The sequence below is a fragment of the Undibacterium sp. FT79W genome, assembly GCF_014284215.1.
Taxonomy (GTDB): domain Bacteria; phylum Pseudomonadota; class Gammaproteobacteria; order Burkholderiales; family Burkholderiaceae_D; genus Undibacterium; species Undibacterium aquatile.
In genome coordinates, this window is record NZ_JACOGB010000001.1 from 220,214 (window position 1) to 232,271 (window position 12,058).

8 protein-coding genes are annotated in these 12,058 nt (G+C 50.0%); 2 read left to right on the forward strand and 6 right to left on the reverse strand.

Annotated features, from left to right (window positions below):
- Positions 1-80: 80 nt before the first annotated feature.
- Complete coding sequence (locus tag H8K38_RS01015) at positions 81-2,312, reverse strand: serine/threonine-protein kinase (protein WP_186882928.1); 2,232 nt, start codon at positions 2,310-2,312, stop codon at positions 81-83.
- 394 nt (positions 2,313-2,706) lie between these two features.
- On the opposite strand from H8K38_RS01015, the gene H8K38_RS01020 reads away from it, so the two are divergent.
- Positions 2,707-4,776, forward strand: a complete 2,070-nt coding sequence (locus H8K38_RS01020; RefSeq protein WP_186882929.1) for an AidA/PixA family protein — start codon at positions 2,707-2,709, stop codon at positions 4,774-4,776.
- 73 nt (positions 4,777-4,849) lie between these two features.
- Here the strand turns inward: H8K38_RS01020 and H8K38_RS01025 are convergent, their stop codons facing one another.
- The 5 genes from H8K38_RS01025 to H8K38_RS01045 all read right to left on the reverse strand — a co-directional run bounded on the left by H8K38_RS01025 (position 4,850) and on the right by H8K38_RS01045 (position 9,527).
- Positions 4,850-5,062 carry a hypothetical protein gene (locus tag H8K38_RS01025; RefSeq protein ID WP_186882930.1) on the reverse strand — a complete coding sequence of 71 codons (213 nt, stop codon included), beginning with the start codon at positions 5,060-5,062 and terminating at the stop codon, positions 4,850-4,852.
- 121 nt (positions 5,063-5,183) lie between these two features.
- Complete coding sequence (locus tag H8K38_RS01030) at positions 5,184-6,377, reverse strand: FAD-dependent monooxygenase (protein ID WP_255422769.1); 1,194 nt, start codon at positions 6,375-6,377, stop codon at positions 5,184-5,186.
- Positions 6,378-7,730 (reverse strand): aminopeptidase P N-terminal domain-containing protein, encoded by a 1,353-nt coding sequence (locus tag H8K38_RS01035; RefSeq protein WP_186882931.1) that lies wholly within the window; start codon positions 7,728-7,730, stop codon positions 6,378-6,380.
- A 5-nt stretch (positions 7,731-7,735) separates the two neighbouring features.
- The gene (gene murU / locus H8K38_RS01040) at positions 7,736-8,449 is read right to left on the reverse strand and encodes an N-acetylmuramate alpha-1-phosphate uridylyltransferase MurU (RefSeq protein ID WP_186882932.1); all 714 of its coding nucleotides are present in this window, start codon (positions 8,447-8,449) and stop codon (positions 7,736-7,738) included.
- A 10-nt stretch (positions 8,450-8,459) separates the two neighbouring features.
- The gene (locus tag H8K38_RS01045; protein WP_186882933.1) at positions 8,460-9,527 is read right to left on the reverse strand and encodes an aminoglycoside phosphotransferase family protein; all 1,068 of its coding nucleotides are present in this window, start codon (positions 9,525-9,527) and stop codon (positions 8,460-8,462) included.
- 98 nt (positions 9,528-9,625) lie between these two features.
- Here H8K38_RS01045 and H8K38_RS01050 point away from each other — a divergent pair, with 98 nt between their 5' ends.
- Complete coding sequence (locus H8K38_RS01050; protein WP_223826941.1) at positions 9,626-11,914, forward strand: LPS-assembly protein LptD; 2,289 nt, start codon at positions 9,626-9,628, stop codon at positions 11,912-11,914.
- The last annotated feature ends 144 nt before the right edge of the window (positions 11,915-12,058 follow it).

The following is a 12,058-nucleotide window of genomic DNA, read 5'->3' on the forward strand; positions in this document are numbered from 1 at the left end:
CAGTTGTTGTTTCTCTTTATTTTTCGCTTTCCTTTCTCTTCACTCGCTTAGTCATTTTCCATGATCAACTACCCCCCCGCTCATTGCTCATAGCGTGCATCTTTTCTGAGTGCCAGCAAATCGGGTTCTGCTTCGATAAATTTACGCGGGTATCCCTTTTTCATGGCCAGATGAATTTCTTCGAGAGCCCGCGCACGATTACTCAGCAATTCGTATGCCAGCCCCGCGCGAAAGTGCACTGTCGCATTTTCTGGTAATAATTGCAGGGCTTTTTCTGTGTATTGCTGCGACTCTTTTTCATTACCTGCGCGCGCTGCATATACGCCCATCTGCGAATTGATCGTCGGGTTGTCGGGCGCGCGTAATAATCGGGGCATGAGTAAGTCTATGGCTTTTTCGTAGGCGTTTTTCGCCTCCTGCTTACGCCCTGGCATCCATAACAAGGCATCGCCTAAATTTGCCCAGCCCAGATAGTCGACGGGGTTTCCTTTTGCCGGTGACACTGCATTTTCGAATGCATCGACGGCCGCTGGATAATCACCACGCATAAATAAGATGTTGCCTAAATTACCGTAGAGCATGGCACTGGGTCTGATCTGCAAGCCCTGCTGCAACACTTGCATCGCCGCACTACTGTCTTTTTTTCTGGCTAAGATTGCCGCCAGATTTGCATACGCAAACACGGCGTCCGGTTGAATTTCGATACTGTGGCGAAAGGCTTGCTCGGCTTCATCAAATTTGTCTTCCTGAAAAAATGCATAACCCAGTAAGTCAGCAAAATGTCTTTCAGATGGATGCAGGTTTAATTGTATTTTCGCGTATTCCTGCGCCTCACTATACCGGCGCAGGGTTGTTAATATTTTGATTTTGCCAAACCAGGCAAAAATATTCCCGGCATCCAGCGATAGTGCTTTATCGTATTCAAGTAATGCCCGCTCTGCTTTTCTTTGCGCGGCTAAGGCTTTGGCTTGTGCAACATGGCTCAAGGCCAGTAATTGATTCAATTTCAGGGCTTGCTGTGCACTGGCATCGGCTTGCCTGAGCAAGGTTTCATCGGGTAATTCAGTTTCATAGCGATAGCTATACACCAGTGATACACCTGCTACTGCTGCTGCATTGTTCGGGCTATGCTTGAGTATGGTTTCGAAGCTTTGCTGGGCTTTGTCTAGACTGCCGGGGCGGTCGAAGAGTTTTAATGCCTCAAGCCCCTGTTGCATCGTCAGGGCTTCGGAATAAGGTTTGAGCAGGCTGGTGTCGAAATTCAGATAAGGTATCGCTTTCCACGCACCGAAGGCGAGTAATACGCTGGCGCTGATTGTCATCAGAATGCGGGCGGGCTTACCGCGTAGCCGTCCGCTTGCAGAGGGGGAAACCTTGGCTGGCGCATGTTGTGTCAGAGTCATGGCTTCGGCTTTCATTGACACCGTGCCAGAGCTATCAGTGTTTTGCACCTGCTGTATCTGCGTGATCACTTGTTGCATATCGGGCAGGCGGCGCTCTGCCTGGCGAGTGGTCATTGCAATCATCAGTTGAATCACGGCGGGCGGTGTCAGCGAAGGAAATTCCCAACTATCAGAATTGGCCTGCATCAGTGCCGCAGCCAAGGCAAGGCCATTGAGATTTGCGAATGGTCGTTTTCCACAGACGCTTTCGTACAGGATTACGCCTAACGCATAGATGTCGCTTTGCGGGGTGGCGGCAGAGCCTGTCATGCGTTCAGGTGCCATGTAGGCGATGGTTCCCTGAGGGTCTAGCTGATTGAGCGAGGTCGTTAACTGCGTGTCTGCGTGTGATGCCAGACCAAAATCGAGAATGCGTACGCGGCTATCAGGTTCAAGCATGAGGTTGGAGGGCTTCAGATCGCCATGTGTCAGACCTGAGACATGGGCGACCTGCATTGCTTGTGCTACTTGCAGCACAACATCCAACGCTTGCGTTGTTTCCAGCGGGCCTTGCTGTAATCTTTGCTTTAAGGTTTGCCCCGGCACCAGTTCCATGATGATGGCAGGCGGATCAAACTCATCCTCAATCGCAAACACTTTAACGAACGCGGGATGTTGTAAGGACGCGGCCAGCCTCGCTTCTTTTATCAGGCTGGCGGTCGACGAGTGGCCGTCAAGACTTTTCAACTGTTTGATCGCGACATAGCGTTGCAGCTTGCTATCCCATGCCTGACGCACTTGTCCGAAGCCACCTTCGCCCAGACTTTTTCCCATTTGGTAATGTCGTAAATTCACAGAGTCATCCGTGTGTACTGGATGGGAAGGCTGTTCCTGATCGTCGGATTTTGGTAGGGCATCGCTGTTTGACATGTGTTACTGGGCTCCTGCGTTGGCGGCGCAAAAGAAAATCATCTTTTGCTCTGGGTCATCGCCAGAAATATAGCAAGCTATGAAGTGAATGTAAAAACTTCTTGCAGTGCAGTATGTCAACGCGATTTTTTACATGTCAACGATCATGCTGCGACACGCTTTCTCATTACGTGCGCGGTACGATTTGATCCGCTTCTTCTATGGTTAAAGGGCTAAATTCTTTGTGGTGACAGCGTTTCCAGGTTCTATCACTGTTACTGTTTATGCGCGGAAATATTCTGGCACATGATTTGCAATTGCATTGTTGAAAGCACATGTCAGGTCAACAAAATTGTTTGTTGACCTGACTATGCTGCAAGGTTGATGTTGAGAATCATGCATTCCGGAGAGCGCTATGAGCAATTTGGTCGTCAATATCAGTACCACGAGAAACGAAAAACTTTTGTGGCTGATGGCAACGCTGTCGGCAGGCTGTGAGACCGCACCCAGTATAGGTGTTTGCACACCGGTGTTATTGTCAACGTTGAGCAGCGTGACTATTCCAGCAGGATTTTCTGGTCGTTTATATTTTTTTTGCACTGATGACCAGAGTTCGATTCCGACAACGCCATCGGCGATAACGACGGCGTTAGCGCTGCGTTACGATTGGATAGAAATCACCTACGATGGCTCGCCAACGGCATGTGCGAATCTCACTTCGGTCGATCAGTTTGGTCTGGCGATGAGTTTGAGCACCTTGGATGCCACAGGTGGCATGTTACAAAGCGTCGGCTATCAAACCGACGCGGCTACCTTGATTCAACAATGTCAGGCGGTGGCACCTGATGCGATTGTGAGCGATGGCTCGCAATTTTTGCGGGTAGTCTCGCCTTTGCATATTCCTGCTGCTTACCCAAGTCTGCAAACCTATCTGCATGCGCTGGAAGGACAATCGCTACGGCTGACAGGAAAATACGATGGAGGTAAGGATGCGAAGGGGTATTCCCATAGAGCCAGAAGCTTTGATTACAGCTGTGAATTTGATCTCACTCAGTTGAATTTGCGATTGACTGCTCATCCGGACAGCCAGATCACTGGCACAATTCAGATTGCCAGCGCCGATTTTATGAAGATGATTTATGCCTGCGACGGTCAGTTTAACGTGCCGCGCAGCAGCGCTGGCCCATTTCAGAATGGCATAGGTGACTCTGTTGGTTTCAATGATCCCTGGTCTGCCGTGGTACGTAATTTTATTGCCGGATTTAATCTTGGCTTTTATGGATATTCGCCAAGCCTCAACCAACATACTTATAACTGCAATCATAGCTGGAACTGGCTGCCGCAGTTCGCATTCCAGAACACGATGACGGGTACGCCTGATTACAATCGATATGCGGCCATTGTGACAGCTGCGTCGAATTCTTACGGCTTTCCTTTCAGTGATTTACTTGGCAAACCATTGGTCAGTCTTGCGAATGCGTCGAGCTTGCAGATCACGCTGTTTGCCGATAATGAATCTGGCGGTTATACGCCACCGCCTGCGACCAGCCTCAGCCCAGTGGCTAGCCTGAATCCTCAGGGCACTGGAGAGACTTCGCTTGCCGTAATTTTTGATGCGGGTGTTGGTCAGCCGCATCCGTATACGGGCAAATTGATTTTTGAAAATACCAGCTACTCTTTCGGTCAATACTGCTGGTTCGATCATCAGAACCCATCCATCAGCAGTGCCCCCGGTAATTGCACGATTAACTGGGTACCCTTTACACAGAGTGAGATTTGTCAGTATCAGTTTTCTATACAAAACAAGCCATTTAATCTTTATCTGCAGTTTGATACGGCGGGAAATATTCTGCAAAGCGTCGTCGATGGTGGTTTAACTGCGACCGTGAGCGCGACACATCAGCAGATCACTATTTCCGGTATTCAGAATCACATTGCCCCCTTGCCTGCAAAAAGTGAGACACCTGAAACAGTCGATATTCTGTGCGTAATTGATGCCACAACATTGATGAAGGCAGTTAAAAACGGTCTCTTGCATTCTGGTAGCATCGCGCAGCCAACGCCACTGGGATCGAGGGACGATTCTGACGCTTTTATTTTTATGATTGCTGATAGTGATTATGTCGTCAATGATCAGACAAAGTCCGAGTTGACGGTCAAATGTAAAGTGGGAGATACGCTGCGTTGGACTATTACGAATCCGTCCGCCGGTCTTAATTACAATTGCATGTTGTATGATTTTACGATTGGATCTGAAGGTGTTATATCCAATCCTTCTGTGCAGGTCACACCTTTGGCATCTTATTGCAATAATCCGTTGAACCCGATTTTGTCTTTACCTACTGCGTATATGGCAGCACCGTGGACCGCAGAAGTATTGAAAACAGGCAGTGTTCAATATTCCTGGGCGCTGCAGATTATCAATGCCAAAACCGGACGTACTGAAGCATGTTTTACGTGGGCCCCAATTATTAACGTTGAGTGACAGATTAAGGGGGAACGTAGAGATACGGTTGACGAAGGGCGTATTGCCCTTCGGATAGCGACGCAAATCTGGATTAGCGTGCGAAGGAAAAACGCAGTGCGAATTTTCTGAAATGGCGATAGCTGGCACCAAGTTTTTGCAGGGAATCGAGTGATTCAGAAAGGGATTCGCCATCTTTTGCAAAGCTGACGCGGAAATCTTCGTAGGCTGCTTCCAGCACGGTGGCGAGCTGGTGGTTGTATAAACGGCTGTAATTCAGTGCGCGTCTTTTCGTGCGTAATTTCATGGTGTTTCCTTAAATATTGGCAATACAGGGGCGGATTATAGCCTGTTTAAAAAAAGCACTGCGTTAAAAACCCCGTAAGGCAATCAATGCTAATATCAGACCTGATCAGCACTAATCCGCCTTATTCGCGCCAGCCGTACATCATATGTCCGGCCAGCACATCGCGTGCTGGTTTGTATATATCGACGACACTAAGACCCAAGCCCAGCAGCGATTGTGTCAATGAGCCATCTGGCGTACTGGCAAAGATGCGAGCCAGCGTATCGGTCAGGCGTATCGTGATGTTGCGGTCGGCTTGTCTTTGCCGGATGAATTGTTCCAATGCCGCCGCTGGCTGATCCAGTTGATGCGCATGGCGGCTCAGGCAACGCGCCAGCACGAACGTATCACGCAATCCCAGATTTAGCCCTTGTCCTGCCACCGGATGCAAAGTCTGGGCTGCGTTACCTATGCTGACGGTGCGGGCTGTTGCATGTGCCTGCGCATTCAGACCTAGTGGGTAAGATACCCGTTCTGATACCTTTTGCAGTTGCCCGATACGATCACCGAACGCCTGTTGTAAGGCTTGTTTAAAGTGCAGATCATCGGCTGCTAATAATTGCTCGGCCACAGCTGGACGCACACACCAGACCAGCGCATAACCATCTTCTTGCGGCAATAGGGCGAGCGGCCCTTGTTCGGTAAAACGCTCAAACGCCCGGTGCAGCAAAGGCTGATCGCTGGTGACATGGGCGATGATGGCGATTTGCTGATAATCGTGGCGGTGCGTGCGTGCAGACTGATCGGAAAATGTTCCACCTTCGGCTTGCACAACCACGTTGGCGCTCATGCTGCTGTTGTCGCCAGTGACAGGATGTCGCAGATTCAGGCGGACATGGTCACCTGCCTCGTCCAGACTGCTGACCAGTAAGGGGCGGTGAATCCGGATACCGGCACGTGCGATCTCCCTTTGCATCGGTGCAATGATGTCGCCGTAACGCGCAACATAACCTAAGGCTGGCACCGCATAATCATTGGCTTTGATCAGGCTGCGTCCGAAATGCCCGCGCCGCGAGACATGAATTTCTCTGATCTGCGTTGCTTTGACTGGCCAACTGCCCGCCATCTCTAAAATTTGCTGACTGCCGGCAGATAGCGCAATCGTGCGTGCATCCTGCTCTGCCTGAGCGCTGGTTTTGCCATCAAATAAGGCGATCCGGTCTGCCGCGATACCCTGTTTATGCAACAGCAAGGCAAGTGCCTGACCGGCAGGGCCAGCGCCGCAAATGGCGATGTCAACATCATTGATAATGGCGTGCGTTGTTGGTTTCATCATTTATGTAGTACGCATTTCTGCTTCAATTTCTGCCACCGTTTTTGGTGTGTCGCTGCTCAGATTCCGATGGCCGTTTGCAGTGATCAGGATATCGTCTTCGATGCGGATACCGATATTCCAGAATTCTTTCGGTACATCGGGTGCTGGCTGCACGTAGATGCCCGGCTCTATCGTAATGACCATCCCGGCCTGCAAAAGACGATAAGGCTTTTCATCGCCGCTAAGTTCACTTTCTCTGTAATCGCCGACGTCATGTACATCCAGCCCCAGCCAGTGTCCGGTGCCATGCATATAAAAACGCCGGTAAGCCTGACTTGCCAACGCGTCATCAAGATTGCCGACACTATTTTTATTCAACAAACCGGTATCCAGCATTCCCTGCGTTAAAACGCGCAAGGCTGCGTGATGCCCATCCATATACCGGCTGCCCGGATGCGCGCAGTCCAGTGCGGCTTGCTGTGCTGCTAGCACGATGTTATACAAGGTTTTCTGTGCAGAGCTGAAACGGCCATTGGCTGGAAATGTACGCGTGATATCGGAAGCGTAACTGTTGAATTCGCAACCCGCATCGATCAGGATCAAATCCCCGTCTTTTATCTGCGCCCGGTTGCTCTGATAATGAAGAATACAGGCATTGGCCCCGCTGGCAACGATGGAGCCATAAGCAGGTGCTTGCGCACCTTGACGAAGAAACTCATGCAGTAATTCGGCTTCGAGTTCATATTCAAACTGACCCGGACGGGCGCTGCGCATGGCTCGCGTATGCGCTGTTGCAGAGATGCTGGCGGCGCGTTGCATCAGGGCGATTTCTGTCTCGTCTTTGATTAGGCGCATTTCATCCAGCAAGACCCGCACGTCCAATGTGCGTGCCGGAGCCTGAATTCCTGTGCGGCTTCTGGCGCGTACTGCCTGTAGCCATTGATGTACCTGCGTGTCCAGATGCGGTTCGGCGGCAGTGCTGTAAAACAAGGTGTGCGCATCAGCCAGAAAATCCGGCATTTCAGTGTCGATATTGTCGATGGCATCAGTGAGATCGAAGCCGAATGTAGTTTTAGCAGCTTCCGGCCCGAAACGGAAACCATCCCAGATTTCACGTTCGGGATTTTTTTCACGGCAAAACAACATCGATTTTTCTTCGTCTGCATTCGCGATTAATACCAATACCGCTTCGGGCTCATCAAAGCCGGACAGATAATAAAAATAGCTGTCGTGCCGGAATGGAAACGGATTATCGTTGTTACGGATATGTTCCTGTGCAGTTGGAATGATGGCGACACCACCGCCATGCGCCCGCATCAGCGCCATCAGTCGCTGGCGGCGGAGCTGGAAATGGGCATGGCTGTATTTTTGCATTGTTTTCACCGCTTGAACGTTAACGGCGCATTGAGTGCATGTAACTGATCCGGAGTCCCGAGATTATGCCATTCGCCGCGATACAATTCGCCGCCGATGCGACCTGCATCAATGTATTCACGCAGCAGCGGGCCGAGCTTGGCGTAATCGCCGGGGCGTATGCTGGCAAACATTTCCGGACGGTACACGCCGACATTGGCAAAGGTATGTCTTGGTGTGCCTTCGTTCGAGAGACCCATCAGCGTCATTGCAAAATCGCCGCCCGGGTGAAAGGATGGATTTTTCACCATATACAGCCAGGCGATATCGCGCTGATCGGCAGGATGCGGATTGCCCCATGGATCATTGTCTTCCAGCGTGTTCAGACATTCTTTAAAATCAAAATGCGGAATGTAAATATCGGCTGACACAACGACAAACGGATCATCGCCAATCAGCGGCAGCGCTTGTGCGATACCGCCGGCGGTTTCAAGTGCATTGGTTTCCGCTGAATATTGGATCTGCACACCGAATTGAGAGCCATCACCCAGTGCATCTTCTATCATGTGACCCAGGTGCGCATGGTTGATGACGATGTCGGTGATGCCTGCCTTAGCCAGATTCAATAAGTGCCAGACGATCAGCGGCCTGCCACGCACCTTCAGTAAGGGTTTAGGGCAATCATCGGTCAGCGGGCGCATGCGTTCACCGCGTCCCGCTGCGAGTAACATGGCTTTCATTTTGGTCGCCTCAGAATGTATAGCCAACTTGTGGCGCGGTATTTTCTAATTCATCAAGTAATCGCAACAGCGGCACCAGTTCTTTATAACGATGTGCGGTCTTGCGTATATATTCCATGACAGTTGGAATGTCTGCGAGATAGGTGTCTTTGCCGTCGCGATGTGAGAGGCGAGTAAAAATACCGAGAATTTTCAGATGACGTTGTAAGCCCATCCATTCAAAGTCGCGGTAAAAATTGTCGATGTCGGTAGGAACTGGCAAGCCTGCACGTTTGGCCTTTTCCCAGTAACGGATGGCCCAGTCGAGCACCATTTCTTCATCCCATTGTACATACGCGTCACGTAATAAAGACACCAGATCGTAAGTAAGGGGACCATATACGGCATCCTGGAAATCAACGATGCCGGGATTGCCTTTGTCCATCCAGATCAGATTACGCGAGTGAAAATCACGGTGTACAAAGACTTGTGGCTGCGCCATTGCGCTGGCGAGCAGATGATCAAAAACCTTGTCCAGGGTTTTGGTTTGTGCTTCGGTGAGGGTGACGCCCAGATGTTTGCCGATATACCACTCAGTAAAAATATTCAGTTCACGTAACAGAAATGCGCGATCGTATTCAGGCAACACATCCGGCTGGCTCTGGGTTTGCAGCAAGACCAGGCTGTCTATCGCATCCAGATACAGTTTATGAGCGGTGTCATTATTCAGTACATGGGCATAGGTATGTTGCCCCATATCGCTGACCAGCAGGAAGCCCTGAGTCAGATCTTGTGCAAAGACTTCGGGTACCGATAAATTCATTTGCCGGAACAGATCGGCAACCTTGATATAGGCAGCTGAATTTTCCGTGGCGGGTGGGGCATCGACGGCGATCAGGCTGTTGCCACTTTTTGTGTCAATCCGGTAGAACTGGCGAAAACTGGCATCGGCTGACGCCGGACGCATCGTTTCTATCAGCAATTCCTGATCCGGAAGATTTGTCAGCCATTCACGCAAAGCGAGGCGGCGTTCTTCTTTTTTATCCGGCAAAGCGGGATTTTGTGTCGGTGTTTGCGTCGGTGTAACGGTGGATGACATGGGTAAAATAATAAGAGAGTTAGTTTGTCTGCACTGTTCAGCTGGTTTTCTCAGCATTTCACCTATAATAGGCGACTGATTTCTGGCGGATTGTCTGAATGATACCGACCAGCATGCTTGCAAAACGCTTACTGACCTCTGAATACATGCGCAGGAAACCCGTATTATCTCACTCACCGCTGATGTTTCCTACTATCCCCGCGATTGTCGTGTCGGTGCTCGTACCGGCCTTCTTTGCGCAGGCGCAGGCGCAAACAACAGCTCCTCAGAGCTTTGAGGAAGATCTGGTACTACGCCAGAAAAATAATCAAACCAAAGCCGACGATAAAAACGCCCCGACGACCGTGCAGTCAGAACGTCTGTGGGGAAGGCCAGAGCGATTTATCCACTTTGAAAATGATGTTGAAGTGGTAAAAGGTGCGACGACCATGAACGCAGATAAGGCCACTTATCGCTTTCTTGAAGACGAGGTCGACGCCGAAGGAAAGGTCAGTTTGCAGCGTAATGGTGATTGTTACAAAGGGGATAGCGCTCGCATCCAGCTTGATTCAAGCTCCGGCAATGTGATCAACCCTGTGTACAAACTGTTGCGTAACAACGCGCAGGGCAAAGCGGAAAAAATCGATTTTATTGATGAAGAGCGTTCTCTCATTCATCAGGGAACTTACAGTACTTGTGATGGGCTTGATCCGGATTGGTATTTGCGTGCTGAAACACTGGATCTCGATACCGGTCTTGATAAAGGGATCGCAGGCAAATCCGTACTGTACTTTCTGGGAACGCCAATTCTGGCAACGCCTTCGCTGACATTTCCGTTGTCAGGTGCGCGTCATTCCGGGTTCCTGCCGCCGGTTTTCGGTGCCTCATCCAAGGGCGGTGCAGAATTTGCCTTACCCTATTATTTCAATATTGCACCGAATCGTGATCTGACTTTATATCCTAAGGTGATTTCACGTCGTGGCTTGCAGCTTGGTGCTGAAGGGCGCTATCTGGGCGAAACCTATCGTGGCGAAACCAGTCTTGAGGGGCTCAATAATGATCGCGTCACGAATACCAATCGCTATGCGCTGACGTCTGTTCATCAGCAACAACTGCTGCCAGAGCTGGCGCTGAACTGGAATCTGAATTACGCGTCAGACGATAATTATCCGTCGGATTTTTCAAATTCGATTACCAAGACTTCGCAGCGTTTATTATTGCGCGACATTAATTTCACGTATACCGGATCGTTCTGGAATCTGAATTTACGTGCCAGTAACTATCAGGTGCTGCAGGATTATGCAGCACCTATTGCCCGGCCGTATGATCGTTTACCGCAACTGCAATTTCATGCCGAACAGCATGATGTGAAAGGATTTGACTGGTCCGCAGATGCAATGCTGACGCGCTTCTGGCATCCCACGCAAGTCCGTGGTGACAGGCTGGTTCTGAATCCACAGGTCTCATTCCCTATGGTTGAACCTGGCTATTTTGTGGTGCCGAAAGTTTCTTTGCATGCGACCACTTATCAGTTGTCCAATATCGTTCCCGGTCAGGACCCGAATTTCCACCGTGTCGTTCCGACTTTTTCTGTTGACAGCGGTCTGGTGTTTGAACGGCAATCCACTTTGCTGGGGAAAGAAGTCACACAAACGCTGGAACCGCGCTTGTTCTATGTACGTACACCGTATCGCGAACAGTCTGCTTTCCCTAATTTTGACAGCGGTGTAGCCGATTTCAATTTCGCGCAGATTTTCAGTGAAAATCGTTTTACTGGCCAGGATCGTATCGGTGACGCCAATCAGATTACCGCCGCATTGGTCTCCCGCTATATCGAAATGGATGGTGAGGAAAGACTTAAACTTGCGTTGGGGCAGCGCTTTTATTTCAATACCCAGCGCGTGACGCTGGATAACGTGAACAGCCCGAGTCGTTCAGACTTATTACTGGCAGCATCTGGAAAAGTCTCACCGACTTTGTCGGCAGACGCCGCTTTGCAGTTGAATCAGAGTACTCATCAATCGGTGCAGGCAAGTTATGGTATACGCTGGCAACCCGAAGTAAAAAAAATCTTGAATCTGTCTTACCGCCTGCAACGGGATACCTTGAAACAGCTCGATATTTCGGGACAATGGCCGATTGCGAATCGCTGGTATGCCGTCGGTCGCAGCAATTATTCTCTGATGGATAAGCGCGTTGTTGATGGTCTGGTTGGTTTTGAATACAAGGCCGATTGCTGGTCCTTACGCTTCCTCGCGCAGCGTTTTGCGGTGAACAGTACCAATAATAATTCAGGTTTTTCAATTCAGCTTGAACTGAACGGTTTAGCGCGATTGGGTATCGGTAACAACCCGATCGAGGCGTTAAAAAGGAATATCTCCGGTTATCAACCGATTAGTGAGCGTTAATTGACGTTCGTTTAGACGAGAAAAAAGTCATTGACGATTTTCTCTGCGGCAATGTCAGGATGTGGTTGTTTGTGAAATGAGAGCTAACGTGTATATTGCAACTTTTGCGCTCTCAGAACACGCTGCTCTGACGCCTTGCTTAAC

Bases quoted from the DNA above. Each gene is read 5' to 3' on its own strand.
- H8K38_RS01035 (WP_186882931.1), bottom strand. From the start codon at position 7,730: ATGCAAAAATACAGCCATGCCCATTTCCAGCTCCGCCGCCAGCGACTG.
- H8K38_RS01025 (WP_186882930.1), bottom strand. From the start codon at position 5,062: ATGAAATTACGCACGAAAAGACGCGCACTGAATTACAGCCGTTTATAC.
- H8K38_RS01020 (WP_186882929.1), top strand. From the start codon at position 2,707: ATGAGCAATTTGGTCGTCAATATCAGTACCACGAGAAACGAAAAACTT.
- murU (WP_186882932.1), bottom strand. From the start codon at position 8,449: ATGAAAGCCATGTTACTCGCAGCGGGACGCGGTGAACGCATGCGCCCG.
- H8K38_RS01015 (WP_186882928.1), bottom strand. From the start codon at position 2,312: ATGTCAAACAGCGATGCCCTACCAAAATCCGACGATCAGGAACAGCCT.
- H8K38_RS01030 (WP_255422769.1), bottom strand. From the start codon at position 6,377: ATGATGAAACCAACAACGCACGCCATTATCAATGATGTTGACATCGCC.
- H8K38_RS01045 (WP_186882933.1), bottom strand. From the start codon at position 9,527: ATGTCATCCACCGTTACACCGACGCAAACACCGACACAAAATCCCGCT.
- H8K38_RS01050 (WP_223826941.1), top strand. From the start codon at position 9,626: ATGATACCGACCAGCATGCTTGCAAAACGCTTACTGACCTCTGAATAC.